At 73.8% G+C, this 22230-nt stretch carries 18 protein-coding genes; 10 read left to right on the plus strand and 8 right to left on the minus strand.

What is annotated here, in order from left to right; translation table 11 throughout:
• Positions 1–210 precede the first annotated feature (210 nt).
• Positions 211–2460, plus strand: coding sequence for an alkaline phosphatase family protein (locus BMX74_RS36065; protein WP_256257474.1), 2250 nt, complete (start codon positions 211–213; stop codon positions 2458–2460).
• A gap of 48 nt (positions 2461–2508) precedes the next feature.
• Here the strand turns inward: BMX74_RS36065 and BMX74_RS36070 are convergent, their stop codons facing one another.
• Positions 2509–3039, minus strand: a complete 531-nt coding sequence (locus tag BMX74_RS36070; protein ID WP_236714915.1) for an HIT family protein — start codon at positions 3037–3039, stop codon at positions 2509–2511.
• 63 nt (positions 3040–3102) lie between these two features.
• Here BMX74_RS36070 and BMX74_RS36075 point away from each other — a divergent pair, with 63 nt between their 5' ends.
• Complete coding sequence (locus tag BMX74_RS36075; protein WP_091105021.1) at positions 3103–3825, plus strand: PIG-L deacetylase family protein; 723 nt, start codon at positions 3103–3105, stop codon at positions 3823–3825.
• Between the two features lie 209 nt (positions 3826–4034).
• On the opposite strand, the gene thrS is transcribed toward BMX74_RS36075, so the two are convergent.
• Genes thrS through BMX74_RS36090 form a run of 3 tightly spaced genes read right to left on the minus strand, consistent with a single transcriptional unit; the run spans position 4035 to position 7577 of the window.
• Positions 4035–5996, minus strand: coding sequence for a threonine--tRNA ligase (gene thrS / locus BMX74_RS36080; protein WP_176573458.1), 1962 nt, complete (start codon positions 5994–5996; stop codon positions 4035–4037).
• Between the two features lie 42 nt (positions 5997–6038).
• Entirely contained in the window at positions 6039–6644 is a 606-nt protein-coding gene (locus tag BMX74_RS36085; protein ID WP_176573459.1) for a glycoside hydrolase family 25 protein, read from the minus strand.
• Positions 6645–6674: 30 nt separating this feature from the next.
• Positions 6675–7577, minus strand: a complete 903-nt coding sequence (locus BMX74_RS36090) for a TIGR03564 family F420-dependent LLM class oxidoreductase (RefSeq protein ID WP_091105004.1) — start codon at positions 7575–7577, stop codon at positions 6675–6677.
• Between the two features lie 93 nt (positions 7578–7670).
• Here BMX74_RS36090 and pgm point away from each other — a divergent pair, with 93 nt between their 5' ends.
• Complete coding sequence (pgm, locus tag BMX74_RS36095; RefSeq protein WP_091105005.1) at positions 7671–9308, plus strand: phosphoglucomutase (alpha-D-glucose-1,6-bisphosphate-dependent); 1638 nt, start codon at positions 7671–7673, stop codon at positions 9306–9308.
• 47 nt (positions 9309–9355) lie between these two features.
• Here the strand turns inward: pgm and BMX74_RS36100 are convergent, their stop codons facing one another.
• Positions 9356–10048: a DUF2786 domain-containing protein gene (locus tag BMX74_RS36100; protein WP_091105007.1), complete on the minus strand. Its 693-nt coding sequence runs from the start codon at positions 10046–10048 to the stop codon at positions 9356–9358.
• A gap of 11 nt (positions 10049–10059) precedes the next feature.
• The gene (locus tag BMX74_RS36105) at positions 10060–11298 is read right to left on the minus strand and encodes a hypothetical protein (RefSeq protein ID WP_091105009.1); all 1239 of its coding nucleotides are present in this window, start codon (positions 11296–11298) and stop codon (positions 10060–10062) included.
• 385 nt (positions 11299–11683) lie between these two features.
• Between BMX74_RS36105 and BMX74_RS36110 the strand changes: the two genes are divergently transcribed.
• Both BMX74_RS36110 and BMX74_RS46775 read left to right on the plus strand, forming a co-directional pair.
• Positions 11684–12853 (plus strand): cytochrome P450, encoded by a 1170-nt coding sequence (locus BMX74_RS36110; RefSeq protein WP_055505576.1) that lies wholly within the window; start codon positions 11684–11686, stop codon positions 12851–12853.
• Between the two features lie 19 nt (positions 12854–12872).
• On the plus strand, positions 12873–13298 hold the full coding sequence (locus tag BMX74_RS46775) for a DUF4031 domain-containing protein (RefSeq protein ID WP_420538158.1): 426 nt from the start codon (positions 12873–12875) through the stop codon (positions 13296–13298).
• Positions 13299–13340: 42 nt separating this feature from the next.
• On the opposite strand, the gene BMX74_RS36120 is transcribed toward BMX74_RS46775, so the two are convergent.
• A complete protein-coding gene (locus tag BMX74_RS36120; protein ID WP_091105010.1) occupies positions 13341–14048 on the minus strand; it encodes an HD domain-containing protein in 708 nt (235 codons plus the stop codon).
• Positions 14049–14180: 132 nt separating this feature from the next.
• Here BMX74_RS36120 and BMX74_RS36125 point away from each other — a divergent pair, with 132 nt between their 5' ends.
• Complete coding sequence (locus BMX74_RS36125) at positions 14181–14600, plus strand: hypothetical protein (RefSeq protein ID WP_055505578.1); 420 nt, start codon at positions 14181–14183, stop codon at positions 14598–14600.
• A 271-nt stretch (positions 14601–14871) separates the two neighbouring features.
• Positions 14872–16158, plus strand: a complete 1287-nt coding sequence (locus BMX74_RS36130) for a hypothetical protein (RefSeq protein WP_055505579.1) — start codon at positions 14872–14874, stop codon at positions 16156–16158.
• Positions 16159–16173: 15 nt separating this feature from the next.
• Here the strand turns inward: BMX74_RS36130 and BMX74_RS36135 are convergent, their stop codons facing one another.
• Positions 16174–16746: an RNA polymerase sigma factor gene (locus tag BMX74_RS36135; RefSeq protein WP_055505580.1), complete on the minus strand. Its 573-nt coding sequence runs from the start codon at positions 16744–16746 to the stop codon at positions 16174–16176.
• 182 nt (positions 16747–16928) lie between these two features.
• Here BMX74_RS36135 and BMX74_RS36140 point away from each other — a divergent pair, with 182 nt between their 5' ends.
• Genes BMX74_RS36140 through BMX74_RS36145 form a run of 3 tightly spaced genes read left to right on the plus strand, consistent with a single transcriptional unit; the run spans position 16929 to position 22216 of the window.
• Positions 16929–17630: a Crp/Fnr family transcriptional regulator gene (locus BMX74_RS36140; RefSeq protein WP_055505581.1), complete on the plus strand. Its 702-nt coding sequence runs from the start codon at positions 16929–16931 to the stop codon at positions 17628–17630.
• 21 nt (positions 17631–17651) lie between these two features.
• The gene (locus tag BMX74_RS44530; protein WP_055505582.1) at positions 17652–18974 is read left to right on the plus strand and encodes an oxygenase MpaB family protein; all 1323 of its coding nucleotides are present in this window, start codon (positions 17652–17654) and stop codon (positions 18972–18974) included.
• The gene (locus BMX74_RS36145; RefSeq protein ID WP_177227648.1) at positions 18971–22216 is read left to right on the plus strand and encodes an ATP-binding protein; all 3246 of its coding nucleotides are present in this window, start codon (positions 18971–18973) and stop codon (positions 22214–22216) included. The genes BMX74_RS44530 and BMX74_RS36145 overlap by 4 nt, the downstream gene beginning before the upstream one ends.
• Positions 22217–22230 lie beyond the last annotated feature (14 nt).

A 22230-nucleotide genomic window follows, 5' to 3' on the forward strand; every position in this document is an offset into this window, starting at 1 on the left:
CGCGCCGGGCTCACGCCCGCCGCCGGCTGACCGGATCCCGCGTCCCTGCGCTGGGCGTTCGGCCATCTCGTCCGTTGTGAGCTGGGCAATCACGCGGAGCGCGCATGTGGACGCCCGCCACCGTGAGACAGTAGTCGGGTCCGGCGGGCGGGAGGCGCGCAGCGGTCCCGTCGTGCCCGGGTGCGGCCGTTCGATCACGGGAGGTCATGGGTGAGGCGCGCGCTTGTCGTGCTGGCCGCGCTGGTCGGCCAGGTGCTGGTCGGACCGTCGTTGGTCGGCCCGTCATCGGTCGGCCCGGCGCTGACCGGCCGGACGCCGGCCGCACACGCGGCACCGTCGCAGACGGCGTCATCCCACACCGGGGCGGCCATGGCGTCCCAGGCCGTCGCGAGCGTCGCGTCCCGGGCCGGAGCGGGCGTGACCTCTCGTACCGGAGACAGCGCGGCGGCGCGGGCGGGCGTCGGCGCGGCGGGGCGGGTGGCGCTCATCGGCGTCCCCGGCCTGCACTGGAACGACCTCACCAAGACCGACACCCCCAACCTGTGGGAGCTCACGAGGACGAGCGCCATCGGCTCCCTGTCGGTGCGCACCGTCGGCAGCGTCACCTGCCCCTACGACGGCTGGCTGACCGTCTCGGCCGGCACGAGGTCGGCCGTCGGCTACGGCTGCGGCGCTCCCCCGGTGCCCGAGCAGCAGGGCGAGGGCGCGCTGATCCGCGACTACCGCTACCTCATCGACGTGGCGGGCCAGCGCAACGCGGGCATCCTCGGAGAGACGCTCAAGGCCGCCGGGCAGTGCTCGATCGCCATCGGGCCCGGCGCGGCGCTCGCCCTGTCGGACCGGCAGGGCATGGTGGGGCGCTACCACACGTCACCGCTGCAGGTCCGCACCGCCGACCTCGAGCAGTGCCGCCTGGTCGCCCTGGACGTCGACGACCTCATCCGCCCGTACCTGACGGGCGACCGCCTGCCGAAGGTGCCCGAGCAGCTCGGCGCCAGGGAGCGCCGCGACGCCCTGCGCCTGGCCGACGCCAAGGCGGGCGCGCTGCTGTCGGTCCTGCCCGCCGACACGACCGTGCTGCTGGCGGGGCTGTCGGACCACGGCTCCGTCCCCCACCTGCGGGTGGCCGCGATGCGGGCGCCCGGGGCGGAGGGTCACCTGCTCGGCGCCGCCTCCACCCACCGCGAGGACATCTCCATCCTGCCCGACTTCACCGCGACCGTCCTGTCCGCGCTCGGCGTGGCCGTTCCCGAGACGGTCGTGGGCGTGCCGCTGAAGGTGGGCGGCGCGGGGGCGACGGTGGAGCGCCTGCGGCGGGCCGACGCCACCGCGCAGACCATCCGGTCGGTCAAGGGCGTCTACTTCACCGTCGTCGCGGTGCTGCAGGTGCTGTTCTACGTCGTGGCGTTCCTGCTGCTGCGCAGGCGCAAGGGCCTCGCGCCCATACGGTTCGCCGCCGTGGCGCTCGCCGCGCTGCCCGTCTCCAGCTACCTGGTGAACCTGCTGCCCTGGTCGGGCCTGCCGCAGCTCGTCGCCGGGGTGCTCGGCTGGACGGCCCTGATCACGGCCGTCGCGTTCGCCGGGCCGTGGCGGCGCGCCCCGCTCGGGCCGCTCGCCGTGGTCGCGGGCGTCACCGCGCTCACCCTCGCAGGCGACCTGCTGACCGGCACCACGCTGCAGCTCAACAGCGTCATGGGCTACGGCGCGGACGTGGGCGCCCGCTACTACGGGCTGGGCAACATCCCGTTCGCGCTGCTGGCCACCGGCACGCTGCTGGCCACCACCGTGATCGCCCACCGCTACCCGGGCAAGGCGGGCGTGGCGGCGGTCGCGGTGCTCGGCGCGTTCGCCATGGTGCTCGGCGGCTCGGGCATGGGCAGCGACTTCGGCGGCGTCATCGCGTTCGTGCCCGGCATCGCCGTGACGGCGCTGCTCGTGGCGGGCAGGCGGGTGTCGATCGTGAAGCTGGGCGCGTTCTGCGTGGCCGGGGCGGTGATCGTCATGACGTTCGCCGTCGTGAACTACCTGCAGCCCGCCGACCAGCAGACCCACCTCGGCCGGTTCGTCGGCCAGGTGATCAGCGGGGAGGCGTTCGACGTCATCTTCCGCAAGCTGCAGGCCATGCTCGCCACCCTGCTCAGCCCGAACCTCATGCCCATCGTGATCACCGCCGTGGCGTTCCTCGTGTACGCCATCCTGCGGCCCGAGCAGGCGTCGGCCGGGGTGGTGCCGGCGGCGTTCGAGCACTCGCCGGCGCTGCGCGCGGGGCTCATCGGCACGCTGGTGAGCGGCGTGATCGGCATGCTGGTGAACGACTCGGGCGCGGCGGTGCTGTCGATGGCCCTGGCCCTGGCCGTACCGCTGCTGCTTGCCACGGGCATCGGCGCGCTCCGCGAGGGCGCGGCCCGGCCCGTGCCCGCCACCCCTGCCCCGGCACCAGCCCAGGCCCCCAAGCCCTGACCCCGGCGCACGCGCGGGCCTGAGCAGGGCAGTGCGGGGCGGGGGTGGTCAGTTCCAGGCGTCGGCGAGGAGTTGGCGGGTGTCGCGCAGGAGTTGCGGCAGCACCTTGGTCTGCGCGACCACCGGCATGAAGTTGGTGTCGCCGCCCCACCTGGGCACGACGTGCTGGTGCAGGTGGGCGGCGATGCCGGCGCCCGCGACATGGCCCAGGTTCATGCCGACGTTGAACCCCTGCGCGCCGCTGGCCTTGCGCAGCGCCCGCAGCGCCCGCTGGGTGAACGCCCCCAGCTCCGCCACCTCGGCGGCGTCCAGCTCGTCGTAGTCGGAGACGTGCCGGTACGGCACGACCATCAGGTGCCCCGAGTTGTACGGGTAGAGGTTGAGCACGGCGTACACGACCTCGCCCCTGGCGACGATCAGGCCGTCCTCGTCGCTCATCTTGGGGATCGCGTCGAACGGGCAGCCGTCGCCGGGGCCGGAGCCGGTCGGCTTGTTCTCGCCCTTGATGTAGGCCATGCGATGCGGGGTCCACAGCCGTTCGAAGTTGTCGGGGGACCCAGCCCCTGGCTGATCGTGCATAACTAGCAGCATATGGCCACGAACGACGCCCATGGTCGTCCGGCGCCCACTAGGGTGTGGGCCATGCCGCAACAGCTCGACCCCCTGCCGGACGACTGGGAGCGCGCCCTGGCCGTCGTGGCCCACCCCGACGACCTCGAGTACGGCTGCGCGGCGGCCGTGGCCGCCTGGACCGACGCCGGGCGCGAGGTGACGTACCTGATGGTCACGCGGGGCGAGGCAGGCATCGACACGCTCGACCCGGCGCGGGCGGCGCGGGTGCGCGAGCGCGAGCAGCGCGACAGCGCGGCCGTCGTCGGGGTGACGGCGGTGGAGTTCCTCGACCATCCCGACGGCGTGGTGGAGTACGGCACGGCGCTGCGCCGGGACATCGCGGCGGCGATCCGCAGGCACCGTCCCGAGCTGCTGATCACGCTGAATCCCGAGGACACCTGGGGCGGCACGTACTGGAACACGCCCGACCACCGGGCGGTCGGGCGGGCGGTGCTCGACGCGGCGGGCGACGCGGGGAACCGCTGGATCTTCCCCGACACGGAGGCGAAGCCGTGGAACGGGGTCCGCTGGGTGGCCGTGGCCGGCTCGGACGCGCCGACGCACGCCGTGGACGTCACGGGCACCCTGGAGCGGGGCGTGCAGTCGCTGACGCGGCACCGCGCCTACATCGAGGCGTTGACGGGCGAGGACCCGGAGACGTACGCGAGGAACCTGCTGGAAGGCTTCGCCCGTGAGACGGCCGAACGCTTCGCCGACCGCCTCGCCGTGCCCTTCCGCCTCTACCCCCGCTGAACTCCGAGCCGCCCCTCCGGCGCCACCCAGGCTGACCCGCAGGCCGTCCCTCAAGCGCCACCCACGCTGACCCACCGGCCGTCCCTGAAGGGCGACTGCCCATGGGCCGTCCCTGACGGGCGACGTCGGCGGTGGCCGACGTCGAGCGCAGGTCGCGCGGCGCGGACCGGGGCGGTGGTGTGACCGCCCCGGGCTGTGCGGGGGCGGGGTCAGACCTGGGCGCGGCGCTCCACGGCGCCGACGATCTCGGCGATCGCCTCGTCGATCGGCACGCCGTTCTTCTGCTCGCCGTTGCGGTAGCGGAACGACACCGCGCCGCCCGCGATGTCGTCGTCGCCCGCGAGCAGCATGAACGGCACCTTGGCCTTCTGCGCGTTGCGGATCTTCTTCTGCATGCGGTCGTCGGACGCGTCGACCTCGACCCTGATGCCCCGCTCGCGCAGACGCGCGGCGACGTCCTGCAGGTAGGGGACGTGGGCGTCGGCGATCGGGATGCCGACCACCTGCACCGGCGCGAGCCAGGCGGGGAACGCGCCCGCGTAGTGCTCGACGAGCACGCCGAAGAACCGCTCGATGGAGCCGAACAGCGCCCGGTGGATCATGACCGGCCGCTGGCGGGAGCCGTCGGCCGCCTGGTACTCGAGGTCGAAGCGCTCGGGCAGGTTGAAGTCGAGCTGGATCGTCGACATCTGCCAGCTGCGGCCGATCGCGTCGCGCGCCTGGACGGAGATCTTCGGGCCGTAGAAGGCGGCGCCGCCCGGGTCGAGGACGAGTTCGAGCTTCTCGGCCTCAGCCACCTCGCGCAGCGTCTCGGTGGCCTCCTCCCACACCTCGTCGGAGCCGACGAACTTCTCCGGGTCCTTGGTGGACAGTTCGAGGTAGAAGTCCTCGAGGCCGTAGTCGCGCAGCAGGTCGAGCACGAAGCGCAGCAGCGAGGTGAGCTCGTCGCGCATCTGCTCCCTGGTGCAGTAGATGTGCGCGTCGTCCTGCGTCATGCCGCGCACCCGGGTCAGGCCGTGGACGACGCCCGACTTCTCGTACCGGTAGACGGTGCCGAACTCGAACAGCCGCAGCGGAAGCTCACGGTAGGACCGCCCGCGCGCCCTGAAGATCAGGTTGTGCATCGGGCAGTTCATGGGCTTGAGGTAGTAGCGGGCGCCCTCCAGCTCCATGGGAGGGAACATGCCGTCGCGGTACCAGTCGAGGTGGCCGGAGACCTCGTACAGGTGCTCCTTGGTGATGTGCGGCGTGTTGACGAACTCGTAGCCGGCCTCCTCGTGCCTGCGCCGCGAGTAGTCCTCCATCACCCGGCGGATCACGCCGCCCTTGGGGTGGAAGACGGCCAGGCCGGAGCCCAGCTCGTCGGGGAAGGAGAACAGGTCGAGCTCGGCGCCCAGCTTGCGGTGGTCGCGCTTCTCGGCCTCCTCCAGCATGGTGAGGTACTCGTCCTGCCGCTCGCGGGACTCCCACGCGGTGCCGTAGATGCGCTGCAGCTGGGGGTTCTTCTCGCTGCCCCGCCAGTAGGCGCCGCCGGAGCGCATGAGCTTGAACGCCGGGATCGACCGGGTGGACGGCACGTGCGGGCCGCGGCACAGGTCTTTCCAGCGCAGCTCGCCGCTCTTCGGGTCGAGGTTGTCGTAGATGGTGAGCTGGCCGCCGCCGACCTCGACGGTCTCCTCGGCCGCCGCGCCGCCCTTGAGCCCGATCAGCTCCAGCTTGTACGGCTCACCGGCGAGCTCGTGACGGGCCTCGTCGTCGGAGACGGGCCGGCGCGAGAACAGCTGCCCCTGCTTGACGATCTCGCGCATGCGCTTCTCGATGCGCTTGAGGTCGTCGGGGTGGAAGGCGCGCTCGACGTCGAAGTCGTAGTAGAACCCGTTCTCGACGGGCGGGCCGATGCCCAGCTTGGCCTCGGGGAACAGCTCCTGAACCGCCTGCGCCATGACGTGCGCGGTGGAGTGGCGGACGATCGCCCTGCCCTCCTCGCTGGTGATCTCGACGGGCTCGACCACGTCGCCGTCGGCGAGCTCGTGCGCGAGGTCGCGCGCCTCGCCGTTGACCCTGGCCGCGATGACGGTGCGCCCGTCGGCCTCCAGCGCCTCACCGGCCGTCGTGCCGGCCGCCACCACACGCTCGGCTCCGGCGAGGGTGATGCGTAGCTCGGCTGACACGGTGACTCCTCGGATAGCGGTTTTCTCGTGTGGACACCGATGCTATCGCGGGTCAAACCCCAGCTTTGTCAGCTGCTGACGGGTGCCGTGGAAGACGTTCCTGTCGAGGGGGCGGTTGGCGTACTGGTGGATCGTCCAGTCCCGCCACGGCCCGGGGGCGGGCGGGTCGTCGCCGCGCCAGTCGGGGGCCGCGAGCCACAGCGGGTGGTCGCCGAGCCCGGCGCAGTGCCCCTGCTGGGCGAAGGTGGGGAAGGTGTAGATGAAGGGCCGCAGCCCCGTCCACCGCTCGACCGTCTCGCACCAGCGCCGGGCGAAGCGGGCCACCAGCTCCGGCCGCAGGCCGTCGTTGCTCTCCAGGTCGAGGGCCACCAGGTCGCCCCGGCGCAGCCCGCCCGCCCGCCTGACGGTGTCGAGGAAGTGGCGGGCCTGCGCGACCGGGTCGCCCTTGGGCCTGCCGAAGTGGTAGGCGCCGCAGACCAGCCAGCTCTCCCGCATGCCGTTCCAGTTGCGGGAGAACCAGGTGTCGGTCCAGTCTCCGCCCTCGGTGGCCTTGGCGAAGGCGAAGGCGATGCCCGACTGGGCGTGCCCGGCCCAGTCGACCGAGCCCTGCCAGTTCGAGACGTCGATGCCATGCAGCAAGCGCTTCACCTTGCGGGAGTCTATGCAGGCACCCGCCCGTCACCCCTTCGACGCGCCGATCAGCAGGTCCCTGGTGCGCCTGGCGTTGCCGTACACGGAGGCGACGAAGTCGGTGACGCCGGCCTGCCGCAGCTCCTCGATCGCGGCGAGCACGGCCTCCTCGTCGCCGGCGATCGCGACGTCGCCGGGGCCCGCGGCGCCCTCCCTGTCGAGCATGGCGCGGTAGGAGGGCAGTCTGCCGTACACGGCGAAGATCTCGTCGGCGCGGGCGACGGCCGCGTCGCGGTCGTCGGTGACGCAGACCGGCAGGGCGCAGACGATGCGGGGCTCGGGGCGGCCCGCCTCGGCCGCGGCGGCCCTGATGCGGGGCGCGACGTGCTCGGCGACCGTCCTCGGGCCGGTCATCCAGAGGACGGTGCCGTCGGCCACGGCGCCCGCGAGCCTGAGCATGCGGGGCCCGAGCGCGGCGACGACCACGGGGAAGCCCGCGCCGGGGGTGGTGAGCCTGAGGTCGGCCTTGACGGTCTCGCCGGCATAGCGCACGTGCTCGCCCCTGCTGGCGGGGACGAGGACGTCCAGGTACTCCTTCATCTGCCGGCCGGGCCGCTCGTAGCTGTAGCCGAACATGTTCTCGACGACGACCTGGTGCGACAGGCCGACGCCGAGCACGAGCCTGCCGCCGAGCGCCGCGTTGGCGGTCATGGCCTGCTGGGCGAGCGCGGCCGGGTGGCGCGGGTAGATGGGGACGACGCCGGTGCCGAGTTCGACGCCGGGGACGTCGCGGCCGGCCACGGCCAGCGCGGTCAGCGCGTCGAGGCCGAAGATGTGGGAGATCCAGGCGGAGTCGAAGCCGTCGGCGGCGACGCCCGCGATCTCGTCGCGCAGCGCGGCCAGCGGGTCGGCGGACTCACGGGGCTCGCTCAGCATGTATCCGATACGCATACCGAACTCCGTTCTGGTGGCGGGCGGATCTGTATCCTCCCACGCGGGGAGGCGATCATCGGGCAGGCCTGACGGGATTTGTACAGTGGCCTCATGACCCACGAACGCGCAGGACAGCCCGCTCAGCCCGCCGACCTGGTCGACGTCGCCAGGCTGGTCACCGCGTACTACGCGCGGCATCCCGACCCGGGCGAGGCCGGGCAGCGGGTGGCGTTCGGCACCTCGGGCCACCGCGGCTCCTCGCTCAGGTCCGCGTTCAACGAGGACCACATCCTCGCCACCAGCCAGGCCATCTGCGAGTACCGCGCCGCGCAGGGCACCGACGGGCCGCTGTTCCTCGGCGTCGACACGCACGCGCTGTCGGAGCCCGCGCGGGTGTCGGCGCTGGAGGTGTTCGCGGCCAACGGCGTGCGGGTGCTCATCGACGCGCGCGACGGGTACACGCCGACGCCCGCCGTCTCGCACGCCATCCTGACGTACAACAGGGGCCGCTCCTCCGGCCTGGCCGACGGCGTCGTCATCACGCCCTCGCACAACCCGCCCTCCGACGGCGGCTTCAAGTACAACCCGCCGAACGGCGGCCCCGCCGACACCGACGCCACCTCCTGGATCCAGGACCGCGCCAACCGGCTGCTCGCCGACGGGCTGTCGGGGGTGCGCAGGGTGACGTACGCGAAGGCGCTCGAAGCGGCGGGACGTCACGACTTCCTCGGCTCGTACGTCGACGACCTGCCGTCCGTCGTGGACCTCGACGCGATCCGCGCGGCCGGGGTGCGCATCGGGGCCGACCCGCTGGGCGGCGCGAGCGTGGCCTACTGGGGCGAGATCGCCGAACGCCACCGCCTCGACCTGACCGTCGTGAACCCCCTCGTCGATCCCACCTGGCGGTTCATGACGCTCGACTGGGACGGCAAGATCCGCATGGACTGCTCGTCGCCGTACGCGATGGCCTCGCTCATCGCGGGCCGCGACAGGTTCCAGATCGCCACCGGCAACGACGCCGACGCCGACCGGCACGGCATCGTCACGCCCGACGGCGGCCTGATGAACCCCAACCACTACCTGGCCGTGGCCGTCTCCTACCTGTACGCGCACCGCGACGCCTGGCCGGCCGGCGCGGGCGTGGGCAAGACCATGGTCAGCAGCGGGATCATCGACCGGGTCGCCGCGTCGCTCGGCCGCGGGCTGTACGAGGTGCCCGTGGGCTTCAAGTGGTTCGTGCCGGGGCTGCTCGACGGGTCGCTGGGGTTCGGCGGCGAGGAGAGCGCGGGCGCGTCCTTCCTGCGGCGCGACGGCTCCCCCTGGTCCACGGACAAGGACGGCATCATCCTGGCGCTGCTGGCGTCCGAGATCCTCGCGGTCACCGGCACGTCGCCGAGCGAGCACTACCGGGACCTGACGGCGCGCTTCGGCGAGCCCGCGTACGCCCGGGTCGACGCGCCCGCCACGCGCGAGGAGAAGGCCGTGCTGGGCCGGCTGTCGGCCGGCCAGGTGACGGCGTCGTCGCTGGCGGGCGAGCCCATCGCGGCGGTGCAGACGGCGGCGCCCGGCAACGGCGCGGCGCTCGGCGGGGTGAAGGTCTCGACGGAGAGCGCGTGGTTCGCGGCGCGGCCCTCGGGCACCGAGGACGTCTACAAGATCTACGCGGAGTCCTTCAAGGGGCCCGACCACCTGGCCAAGGTGCAGGAGGAGGCCCGCGCGCTGGTCTCGTCCGCCCTCGCAACCGCCTGACCACGCGTGCCGGCCCGCTCCGCGCGATCGGGCGGGCTCCGGGGTTCTCAGGAGCCGACGAGTTCCGGGGGCGGGGCGGCCCGCACGCCGGTGCGGCCGAGGTCCGCGCGGCGGCCCACCGCCACGCCGTCCTCGTAGCCCGTGCCGCTCGTGCGCGGCACCGACCTGCGGATGCGCGGGTAGTGCGCGGCCACCGCGCGGTCCACCTCGGCCCGCCGGTCGGCGAGCACCAGCGCGGTGCCCGGTGTCCCCGCCTCGGCCGCCGCCTGCTCCTCGGCCTGCCTCAGCAGCCGGTACACCTCGTCGGTGAAGCCCAGCAGCCAGGACCGCCGGTACGCGCGGGCGGCCCCGCCCTCGGGTGGGCGTACGCGGGCCAGGCCGGAGGCCATCTGCAGGAGCAGCGAGGTGGCGAGCAGGTCGGCCCGCTCCAGGTCGGCGGCGAAGCCGAAGACGTGGACGCGCTGGCCGCCGTCGCCCCGCCCGATCAGCAGGGGACGGCAGCGCACCGCCTGCGCGACCAGGCTGACCAGCCTGGCCTTCTCCCTGGCCCACGGGCCGGGCAGCGTGACGACCCTGTCGCCTGGAGCCTGCCTGGTGCCGGCGGGCGGGAGCGCGTCGATGCCGTACTTGGCCATGAGCGCGGACGCCGCCGCCATGAACGTGGCCCGCTCGTGCTCGTTGTCGGTGCGTTCGGCCTTGGCCAGGAGCTTCCTGACCCGTTCGAGCGTGCGTTCCCGCACCCGGCGCCTCCTCAGGACTTGGCCAGCACCCGCCCGTCGTCGTCGATCGCGGGGAACGCGCCCGTGTCGACGATGCCGTGCTGCTGGTACAGAGCCTCGATGAGGGCGTGCGCCCGCGGCTCCAGCTTCCACAGGGCACGATACTCGCGCGCCGTGGCCAGCGAGATGCCGATCTCCTGCGCGATGTCCACGGTGCGCGGGACGATGCCCTTGGCGATCTGCCGGTCCCAGTACTGGCGGGCGGCCCGCATGAGCGCCGCCCGCTGGGCGGTGTCGACGACGTGGGGCGTGGTGTCGAGCACCTCGATGTCCTCGTCCTCGTCCTCGACCAGTTCGACCAGGCGGTGGGGCAGGGCGGGCCGGGCGGGCACGGGCCGGTGCTCCGGCTCGGGCTCCCAGGGCACGCGGGGGTCGGCGTCGATGAGCGCGGAGGTGTTGTACAGCGCGGCGATCTGCGCGAGCAGCGCCTCCTGCCTGGCCGGGTCGACGGCCAGGCCGGTGTGCTCGACGGCCTGGTCCATGGCCTTGTCGAGCTTGGCGAGCGCGGCGCGCATCTTGCGTTCCGACGCGCCGCCCTCGCGCAGCGCCTTGGCCCGTTTGGCGGCGAGGGCGACCCTGGTGAGGCGGCGGTGGGCGTCGACCTCGCTGGCCGTGCGGTCGCTGACCTCGGCCAGCCCGACGCGGACCAGCAGGCGTTCCGGGGTGAGCCGCCAGTTGATGCGGCCGCCGCCGCGGATGCGGTGACGCTCGATGGCCATGCCGCGCTCCCACAGCCAGGCCGCGACGAGCGGCGCGGCCAGACGGAACACGGCCTCTGGCAGGCTGCGCGCGTCCATGCTGGACAGGACGGCCGTCAGGCAGGTCAGCGCCCAGACGGCGATGCCGTCGATGCCGGCGGAGAAGTTCTCCCGCATGTTGCGGCGGGCGCGTACGGCGGAGGTGATGATCGCGACCTCGATGAACGCGAACAGCAGCAGGCGGAGCGGCCCGTCGAGGCCGAGCACGTCCCCGGAGAAGCGCCACATGCCCTGGGCCGACACGCCGGTCGCGATGGAGGCCGCGACGATGGTGAGGACGTCCTCGACGGGACGCTGGGCGACGTACCGGGCGAACAGCCATACCGCGGCCCGCCAGGCCACTCTGACGATCAGGAAGGCCAGGCCCAGACCGACCAGGCCCAGCAGGGCGATGACGGCGGTGGCGAGCGGCTTTTCGGTGACGAAGGCTGCTATTTCCTCAAATGTCGGCATTGGTCACTATCCGTGAGGCTCGCTTCCAGGTTGTATACCCGCGAGATCATCGCAGACTGTCGCCCGCTTGTACGCCAAACGAACCCGATTCACCCACCAACCCCACCCCTCACACCGGAAAACCTCTCCCCAGCCCATGGCGCGCCCCCTTGACACCGGAGGCACGACGGCTGTCCGGGAGTCCGGGGTAGGGAGATGTGGCCGGGCCGCCATCTGGCGGTTCACCGGGGGGTTCGGCCCAGGATGGAGGTCCGCCCGCGCACCCGGCGCGAGGGGGAGGCGAAAATCGTCCTTACGGAGGGCAACACCGGCCCGTCCGGATGGGACCATCTACCGAGGGATTTATCCCAACATCGTGCGATGTATCCCAGCAGGACGGATATTGATGGCAGACTCAGACTTCCCGCTCGTCCAGTTCATGCGCGAGGGGTTCGACCCGGTGGCCGAGCTCGCCCGCATCCGGACCGAGCACCCCGTCTACCCCATGGAGATCCCCGGCGGGCAGACCGTGTACCTGGTCACCCGCTGGGACGACGTGCGCGCCGTGCTCGGTGACCACGAGCGCTTCAGCAACGACTTCGCCGGCGTCATCGGCCTCGGCTCGAACCAGGAGGACCCGGGCGGCCTCGGCTTCCGCGACCCGCCCGAGCACACCCGGCTGCGCAAGTACCTGACGCCTGAGTTCACCATGCGTCGCCTGCGCCGCCTGGAGCCGAGGATCGAGGAGATGGTCGAGGAGTACCTCGACCGGATGGAGGCCAAGGGCTCCCCCGTCGACCTGGTGGAATCGTTCGCGCTGCCGATCCCCTCGCTGGTGGTGTGCGAGCTGCTCGGCGTCCCGTACGAGGAGCGCGCCGACTTCATGCGGATGAGCGCCGACCGCTTCGACTTCACCGCCGGCCCCGAGGCGTCGCTCCAGGCGATCAACGACGCCATGACGTACCTCACGGACCTCGTGGCCCGCGAGCGGGAGAACCCGGGCGACGGCCTGCTCGGCCAGCTCCTGCGCGAGCACGGCGACGAGCTCGACGACCGCACCCTCGCCAGCATGGCCGACGGCATCCTCACCGGCGGCCACGACACGAGCACCAGCATGCTCGCGCTCGGCACGCTCTGGCTCATGCAGAATCCCGACCAGGCGGCGAAGGTGCGCGAGGTCGACGGCTACGTCAACGACGTGGTCGAGGAGCTGCTGCGCTACATGACCGTCGTGCAGGTCGCCTTCCCCCGCTTCGCCCGCGACGACCTGGAGCTGCACGGGCACCAGATCAAGAAGGGCGAGATGGTGCTCTGCTCGCTGGCCGCCGCCAACCGCGACCCGAGCCTGGGCGACGACATGGACCAGGTCAGGCCGGGACGCGAGACGGCCGGCTCGCACATGGCGTTCGGTCACGGCATCCACCGCTGCGTCGGCGCGCCGCTCGCGCAGATGGAGATGCGCATCGCCTTCCCCGCGCTGCTGCGCCGCTTCCCCAACCTGCACGTCGCCGGCGAGGTGCCGTTCAGGGAGCTCGCCATCGTGTACGGGCTCAAGGAACTCCCTGTCGCCTGGTGAGACGGCCGCGTTCACGCGTGTGGACGACGCCGTGGTCACCGGCACCGCCCGGGTGGGCGCGGCCGCCTGGAAGCACGTCTTCGACGGGCTCCTGCGCGGCCGCGCGGCGCGGTCCGGCGCCGGATCCGGGCGGGCCGTCGGCGACGGGCGCCGTCCTACCCTTGGGGACGTGACCGTTCTCATCGACCCTCCGAACTGGCCGGGGCCGCGCGGCCTCATGTGGTCGCACCTGGTGAGCGACGCCTCCCTGGACGAGCTCCACACCTTCGCGCTGCGCCTCGGCGCGCCGGCGCGGGCGTTCGACCGCGACCACTACGACGTGCCGGAGACCGCGCACGCGCTGGCGGTGGAGCTGGGCGCCGAGGCGGTCAGCTCGCGCGAGCTGCTGCGCCGCCTGATGGCGGCGGGCCTGCGCCGCCGCAAACCCCACCTCACCCCGCGCTGACCCCGGCCCCCAGCGCTACCGGCGCTACCGGCGCTACCGGCGCTACCGGCGTTCGAGGACGGCGAGTTCCGCGGCCAGGTTGGCGCGGGCCCGCTCCTCCCACAGCTCCCGCCCGCGCCGCGTGCGGTAGAGCGACGGGGTGTTCAGCAGGCGGCGCAGCACCTCGGCCCGGCCCCGGCGGAACGCCTCGTCGGGCACGTGGGCGTACTCCTCGCGCACGGCCGCGGCGTACGCGTCGTAGCCGGGCCCGGCCAGGACGGCCAGGTCGGCGTCGCACAGGACGGCGGCGTCGCGGTCGCCGGGCTCGGCCCGGTCGTGGGCGGCGGTGAGGCGCACCAGCCTGGCCACCTCCGCCACCCGGGCGGCCGGGACGCCGCAGCGGGGCAGCCTCGACTGCGCGAGCTGCGCGCTGCGCTCCTCGTCCCACCCGGGACGGCCCTCGTAGACGGCGTCGTGGAACCAGGCGGCCAGCCGCACGGCGACCGGGTCGAAGGCTCCCCGCTCCCCCGCGCCCTCCGCCCCCGCGCCCTCCGCCCCCGCGCCCTCCGCCCCCGCGCCCTCCGCCGCCGCGCCGCCCGCCCCCGTGCCGTCCTCAGGCGCGGTGAGCCGGTCCACGGCGGCGAGCACGGCGGACAGGTGCGCGGTCGTGTGGTAGCGGCGGTGCGGCTCGGACCAGCGGGCCAGCAGCTCGGCCCGGGTGGCGCGGGACGCCGGGGAGTCGCCCGCGAGCGCGGTCCAGTCGTCGATCACGCCCCCACCGTACGCGCCCGCCGGGAACGCCCCGCCCCTGCGCCGTCCGCAAGCCCCGCCACCCGGACGTATCTGGGCACCTGGTACGCCCCTCTGGCTCCCTGGCAGGGGTTGCAGGGAGAGGAGAACGGGATGGCAACCGGTGAGTTCCAGGTCATGAAGGTCCCGGGGGAGCAGCTGGCCGGGACGCTGCACGGCCAGGTGGTCGATCCCGGGTCGCAGCCCACGACGGTGGTGCGGCGCAACGAGGGCTGGACCGTGGACGTGAGCTGGGAGATCACGGGCGAGCTCGTGGACTGGCTGGCGGGGCGGTGGTGCCTGGAGGTGGTGGCGGACCTGCTGGGGGGTGGAGAGACGCGGCATCCCACGCCTCCGGTGGAGATGACGTTCACCCCGGGGTCGGGCCGGTACACCGCCTCGATCCCGATGCGCGGCGCGCTCTCGCCCGGCACCTATGACCTGGTGGTCAACCTGACGACGACGACGGCCGCCGGCTCCGCGGGGGCGCTCGGCGGCTTCGTCGTCATCGGCGGGCTCCAGGTCAGGCCGTGACGGAAGGCGAGGGCGGGGGCGGAGCGAAGGCGGAGGGCCGCGGCGCGGCGCGCGTCACGGGGCGTCGTCCGGCGCGCTGCAAGCCACCCGCGAGGGGCCCCGCCAGGGGGCGTCGTCCGGCGCGCTGCAAGCCCGCCGCAAGGGGCCGCTCCTACGCTCCTCGCCTGCGGCCCCGGGGGAGGCGGGTCGCGGCACGTATCAGGATCAACCGCCGGGCGCTCTCACCGGTCGAGGCGTACACCGGCCCCGGCGGCCGTACACGGGAGGACCCATGTCCGTCGACGTCCCGCTGACCGCGGAGGACGTGCTGCGCATCGCCGCGTGCAAGGACCGCGGCCCTTCGCGCGAGGCGATGGTGATCGCCTACGGCTACCACCGCATCGCCTGCGACCTGGCCACGCACCTGGGGCGGGCGGCCAACAACTGGTACTGCTACGCCACCTGGACGTCCAAGGCGGTGGGCGAGAGCCTCGACCTGCGGCCGGGCTCGCCGTTCCTGACGGACTTCGGCCGCCGGCTCGGGGTGCCGCGGCGGCTGCGCGGGCTGTTCCGCGGCGCGCTGCTGACGCTGCTCGGCCCGAGCTACCAACTGGGGCTCGCTCTGGCCAACCGGGCGATCTTCCTGGAGACGGCGAGCCTCGCCGTCGCCCTGTGGAAGGACGACTCCCCCGGCGCCTACCTGAGGGTGCGGGCGGGCGGGGAGGCGGAGATGCCGCCCGAGTTCCTGTCGGACCTGCTGGAGGACGCCGACGAGCGCTACCTCAGGGACGCCGCGGAGCTGTTCGCCGAGGCCAGGGCGGAGCAGGACCCTGCCAGGCGGGCCGAGCTGATGCTGGGCGCGAACATCGCGCTGTCGGCGTACGAGCAGAAGCGGGCGCAGAAGGCGCTGGAGCTGGTGCTGTACCGGCCGGTGCGGTGGCTGACGCGGGTGTCGTGGCGGTCGGCGCGCTCGCTGGTGACGGGCCGCCCGTTCCGCCGCTTCCGGCTCTACAGCGCGCCGCACGAGCGGCAGCCGTGGCTGACGCGGGTGCTGGAGCAGGCGTGGGCGGGGCTCTACACCCGCCGCCTGTTCTCGGTGCGGACGCCGGTGAGCGACATCAGGGTGGGCCGCCCGCTGGCGGCGCCGCCCGCGGTGGACGCGGCGCGGGCGTGGGCGCCGATCAGGGACGACAGGGTGCGGAAGCTCGCGGCCGAGTTCATCCCGGAGGACGTGGAGGCGGCGACGGCCCCGGTGGCGAACTGGGTGACCTACGAGGACCGGATGCGGTTCATCGTCTCCTACTTCCGGATGTACCAGACGGTGGGCGCGCTCTACGACCCGCCGTTCGACCCGGCGCTCGCCGCGGAGCTGCACGAGGAGATGGCCGTGGGCCTGCTGCCCGAGGCGGTCGACGCGCTGCCCGCGACCGGCCGCTCCCGCAAGGGGCGGCTGCTGCCCCGCCTGCGGCGCAGGACGTACCGGTACCCGACGGAGACCGACCCGGACGCGTACGAGATGGCGCGCTTCGACTTCGAGCCGTTCCTGGAGGCGATCGCCCTTGAGAAGTCGGGACGGTAGGGCCGCGGGGGCGGGTCAGTCGAGGAAGTCCCTGGTGATCTCGCGGGCCTGCAGCAGGCCGCGCAGCCTGGCGAAGCAGCGGGCCCGGGTGGGGCCGATGCTGCCGACCGGCCTGCCCAGCCTGCGTGCGACGTCCGCGTAGTGGGGTTCGGAGGTCTCCGTGAGCGCCATGAACAGGGTCCGCTGCGAGTCGGGCAGTTCCTCGACGAGCTCGGCGAGCGTCCCCGCGAGCCAGACCCTGGCCAGTTCCCTGTCGACGTCGTCGGTGCCGCCGACGGTGTCCAGGTCGGGGGTGCAGATCTCCTTGGTCCGCCTCCCGAGCTTCAGGCACTCCCTGAAGGCGATCGTGGCGAGCCAGCCGGCCATGCGGCGGCCGTCGGCGACGCTGCCGAGGTTCTGCCAGGCCAGCAGCCAGGTCGTCTGCAGGACGTCCTGGGCGTCCTCGTGGCTGAGCCTGAACCGGCGGATGCGCGCCCTGAGCATCGGGGTGAACTCGGCGACGAGCCGCTCCCAGGCGTCGGCGTCCCCGTCCTGGGCGGCTGACACCAGGGCGGCGGTGTCGTCGCGCTCGGCGGTCTGCACGTGCATGTCACTCTCCCCGGGTACGGGACGTCCTGTGGCGGGGCCGGAACCGGCCCGCGGCTCAACGGTCCGCCGGATCGCCGGCGAGAGCTGTCTCGTACGTGACAGTCCGGATGTGTTCCGCATCACATTCCGGACATCGGAGACGCCGTACTGCCCGTCCGGTCATTGCGGCCTAGAGTGCTGCCATGACCGGCCCCCCGCACGACGCAGAGCGCGTCGCCGCCGAGCTGGCGGCGATCCCGTTGTTCAGCGCGCTGGGCGAGGAGGGCGTCGCGCGGGCGGCCAGGGCGGGCCTGTCGCGCCACTACCGTCCCGGGCAGATCATCTTCCACCAGGGCGACCCGGGCGAGTCGCTGTACGCGCTGCTCGACGGCATGGTGAAGGTGGTCTTCAGCACCGAGCAGGGCGACGAGATCGTGCTCAACGTGCTGGGCCGCGGGGAGACGTTCGGCGAGCTGGCGCTGCTCGACGGCTCGCCGCGCTCGGCCTCGATCGTCGCCGTACGGCCGGCCTGGGCGTTCGCGCTGCCCAGGGCGCGGCTGCTGGAGCTGATGCGCGAGCACCCCGCGCTGGCCGACGAGTTCCTGCACCTGCTCGGCGGCCTGGTGCGCCGGCTCACCGAGCAGGCCGCCGACCTGGCCTTCCTCGACCTCGGCGGGCGGCTGGCGAAGCTGCTGCTGCACCTGGCGGGCAAGCACGGCGGCGCCGACGGCGTGGTGAGCCTGCCGGGGCTCACGCAGTCGGACCTCGCGGCGCTCATCGGAGCGTCCCGCCCGGCGGTCAACCGCGCCCTGCAGTCCCTCGTGGCGCGCAACCTCATCGCGGTCGAAGGCCGCACCATCACGCTGCTCGACGTCGCCGCCCTGCGCAAGCGGGGCGGGCTCTGACCTGATCTGGAGTGGGCGCACATGAACGACGACTGGCCGGAGGAGAGATTCCGGGAGCTGCGGCACCGGGCCGACCCCGAGATCGACCAGGTGGTGAGCGCGTACCTCGCGACGCGGCCCCGGGGCGGCAACCCGCTCGCGCTGGTCCGCGAGGTCATCCAGGAGCTGGGACGGGCCAAGAGGGAGGCCAGGGAGTCGTCGGGGGCCAAGAGCGCCGCCGACGTCTTCGCCGCCATCGACTTCCCGTCCGGGTTACCCGACTGGGGCCACGACAGGGAGCTGCTGGCGAGGGGGCAGGCCGTCTTCTCCGACTACGGGCTGCACCAGGCGGCGGCGCTGTTCTGCAAGTGCCTGCCCATGGCGTACGTGGAGGTGTCCAGCGCCAAGGTGCTGGCCGGCGTGTCCGACCTGGCCACGCACAGCCTGACCAGGCGGGTGGCGGAGACCGGCCAGATGCTGGTGGACGTCATGGGCCTCAAGGCGACCGACAGCCTGGCCCCCGGCGGCCCCGGCTACACGACGGCGATCGGGCTGCGCGTGCTGCACGCGTTCGTCCGCGCGCTGGTGGACGACCGTTTCCCCGACTGGGACGCCGAACGGTACGGCCCGCCGGTGAACCAGGAGCTGCTGCTCGCCACGATCTTCGACTTCTCCGTCGTCACCTGGGAGGCGCTGGAGTCGATGGGGGTGGTGCTGAGCGAGGAGGACCGCGCCGCCCACCTGTACACGTGGAGCGTCTTCGGGCACCTCATGGGCGTGGAGGCGTGCCGCGACCGGCCGCTCACCCTCGACGACGTCGAGCCCGTCAGCACCCGGCTCGGCCGCCTGTACGAGGCCTGCGACGACGGCCGCAGGCTCATGGCGAGGCTGCTGGAGGAGATGGAGGAGTTCATGCCGCTCGGCTGGCGCAAGCTGCCGCGCAGCCTCGTCCACTGGCTCTTCCGCGACGCCGCGTACGGCGCCGACCAGGTGCCGCGCCTGCTCGACGTGCCGCCTCCCGCGTGGTGGTTCACGCTGCTGTTCCGCGTCATGCGGGCGGTCAACCGGGCGGGCGGCACGGGCGGCGCGCTGGACCGGGTGGCGCGCCGGCTGGGCGCCAAGGCCGGCAGGCACATCGTCATCGCCCTGGTCGACCGCCACTCGGGCGGCCGGGCCCCATTCCGCATCCCTGAGGAGCTGGCGCGGGAGTGGCGGGTCAGGCAGTCGCGCGGCGCGGTCGCGGCGCGCCGGGTCAGGCGGGGCGTGCGGCGGGGCGTGCGGCGCACCGTGGGACACCGGGCCGGGCCCGGCGCGTCCGCGGCGAAGCGCTCGCCCTCCCCCGGCGGCGGCGGGACCGTCCCGTGAGCGCGCCGTACCCGCCCGGCCGCCTGACCACGGCCACCATCCTGTTCACGGACGTGGTCAGCTCCACCGCGCTGCGGATCAGGCTCGGCGAGGAGCGCGCCAACGACGTCTTCCGCCGCCTGTACGTCCTGCTGCACTCGGTGGTGACCGCGAACGGCGCGTCGTTCACCAAGAGCCTGGGCGACGGGCTGATGGCGGTGTTCGACTCGGCCACGGCCGGGCTGGACGCGGTCATCGCCGTCGAGCACGCCGTGGCCGAGGAGAACGAGCGGGCCATGGAGAAGATCTCCATCAGGGCCGCGCTGGCGGCGGGCGACGTGTGCTGGGGGCACGACGACGTCAGCGGCCTGCCCACGGTGGAGGCGGCCCGGCTGGTCGCGATCGCCGAGGGCGGCCAGGTGCTCTGCACCGACCTGGTGCGGCGGCTGGCGCAGGGCCGGGGCCGGCACGAGTTCAAGGACCTCGGGCGGCTCCCCGGCAAGGGGCTGCGGGAGCCCATGCACACGTACGAGCTGCACTGGCAGAGCGCCGACCAGCGTGACGGCGGCGGGCTGCCGCCGTGGCTGGACGGCGGCCACGGGGAGCACGGGGGGCACGGCGGGCACGTCCTGCCGTTCCTCGGCAGGGACGAGGAGCTGCGGCTGCTCGACGGCGAGCTGAACGCGGCCGAGTTCGGCAGCGGGCTGGTCATCCTGCAGGGCGAGCCGGGCGTGGGCAAGACGCGGCTGGCGTCCGAGGTGGCCAGGCGGGCGCTGAAGCGGCGGTTCACGGTGCTGGCCGGCCGGTGCACCGACCCGGCCAGGCAGGCGTACGAGCCGATCGCGGGGGCGGTCGAGCGGCTGGCCCGCACGTCGCCCGCGCTGCTGCTGCGGGCCGGGGTCGACCAGCAGTGCGGCCAGCTCGTCCGGCTCGCGCCTTCGCTGGCGGCGCCGCCGCTGTCGCTCGCCGTGCCACCCGCGACGGAACCGGTGTCGGAGCGGTACCACCTCATGGCGGCCGCGCGCACGCTGATCGAGCGGCTGGCCGACATCCGGCCGGTGCTGCTCGTGATCGACGACCTGCAGTGGGCGACGCTGGAGTCGCTGCAGATGCTGCACGCGCTCACCTGGGACGCCGACGCGCTGCCGCTGCTGGTGCTCGCCACGTCGCGGCCGGTGCCCGAGTCGGCGGTGCCCGAGCTGCACAAGCTGACCGCGGGCGGCCGGGTCGTCCCCGTCTCCTCCTTCGGCCTGGACGAGGTCGGCCACGCCCTGGCCGGCCTGCGCAGACCGGCCGGGGAGGCGGAGCTGCTGCACCGGGTCACCGGCGGCAACGCCTTCCTCGTCAGCGAGGTGGCCAGGGAGCTGGCCGCGGGCAAGGAGTTCGACGCGCTGGCCGTGCCCGACTCCGTCACCCGCATGGTGGGCATCCGCAGGGCTCAGCTCCCGCCGGACGCGAGGGAGCTCGTCACCCTGCTCGCCGTCGGCGAGCGGATGGAGTCGGCCGAGCTGCGGCACGCCCTCGGCCTGGACGAGGCCAGGTTCGTCGCCGCCGCCGAGGAGGCCATGGGCGCCGGGCTCGTCACCATGACGGGCGCGGGCCGCTGCCAGTTCTCGCACGAGCTCACCAGGACCGCCCTGTACTCGACGCTGTCGCCGGCGCGCGCCGGGCTGCTGCACGGCCGGGTGGCCGACGCGTTGTGCGAGGCCGACCCGAACGCGATGCAGTCGCGCCCGTACGTGGTGGCCACGCACCTCGTGGCCGCCGCCGAGCACGGCCGCGACCCCGCCCGGGTGCGCCAGGCGGGCCTCGCGGCGGTGCGCGCCGCCGAGCACGCGCTGGAGGGGCTGGCCCACCGCGAGGCGGTCACCTGGTACCAGCGGGCCCTCGGCCTGCTGGGCGAGCCCGACGAGGGCGACCCGGCCGAGCGCAGGGCCGAGCTGCTGATGGACTGCGGGCGGGCCATGTGGCTGGCCGGCCACCCGGACGCCAGGCGTACCCTGCTGGACGCCGCCGACCTGGCCAGGCAGTGCGGGCGCAGCGACCTGATCGTCACCGCGGCGCTCGGCGGCGACCGCGGCTCGGGCATCTCTGCCACGCCCGACCACGAGCGCATCGCGCTGCTGACCGAGGCGCGCACCCTGGTCGACTCCACGGACGTCAGCACCAGGGCGCTGCTGGCGGCGCAGCTCGCGTCCGAGCTGATCTGGGCGCCCGACGGCGAGCGGCGCTTCGCCATGAGCGACGAGGCGGTGGCGCTGGCCCGCAAGTCGGGCGACCCGCGCACGCTCGCCCAGGTGCTGGGGCTGCGCAGCCTGACGATCATCCCCGCCGACCCGCTGCACCAGCGGCACAGGGACGGCGACGAGATGCTGGAGGCCGCCCGCAGGACCGGCGACGACCTGGTGCTGTTCCACGCCATGGTGCAGCGCACGCCGCCGGTGCTCGACAGCGGCGACACCGCGCGCGCCGCCGAGCTGCTCGACCGGGCCGAGGAGCTGGCCCGCAGGCTCGCGCAGCCGCACCTGACGTGGCTGATCGGCTACTCCAGGGCCGGGCTGACCCTCATGCAGGGCGACCTGGCGCAGGCCGAGTCGGAGGCCGAGCGGGCGCTGCGCCTGGGCGGCGAGATCGGCCGCCGCCTGGAGGCCGTCGCGATCTACTCGGAGCAGATCGCCGAGATCCGGCGGCTGCAGGGGCGGCTGTGGGAGCTGCGCGACCGGCTGCGCCGCGCCGGGCAGGCACCCCGCGTGGACCCCGTGCACGCGGTGCTGCGCTACCTGTGCGAGCTGGACGACGAGCAGGCCGGCCCGCTGCTCGACCGGATCCTGGCCGGGCGGGGCGGGGTGCCGCCGAGGAACATGGCCCAGCGTCCCGCCCTGGACAACCTCGCCGTGGCCGCCGCCCGGCTGAACCGTCCCGACCTGGCCGCCCGGGTGTACGAGACGCTGGAGGAGGAGGGCGAGACGTTCGGGCACGGCGCGGTGGCGCACCACTGCGGGCACCACTACCTGGCGCACCTCGCCGTGACGCTGGGCGAGCCCGGCCGGGCGTCGCGGCACTTCGAGGCGGCGGCCGAGGTGCACGAGCGTGCCGGGGTGCCGCTCATGCTGGCCGAGTCGCTGCTCGACTGGGCGGGCCTGCTGGACCGCGGCGAGGCCGACGGGCCCAAGCCGGCGGACCTGCGCCGCTGGTGCGCCTCGCTCCTGCGGGGCCGCGCCGCCCACCACCTGGCCCGCCGGCTCCCCGCCGGGGAGTCGTAGCGGGCCGGAGCGGC

The organism is Nonomuraea pusilla, from assembly GCF_900109355.1.
In the GTDB taxonomy this organism is placed as follows: Bacteria; Actinomycetota; Actinomycetes; order Streptosporangiales; family Streptosporangiaceae; genus Nonomuraea; species Nonomuraea pusilla.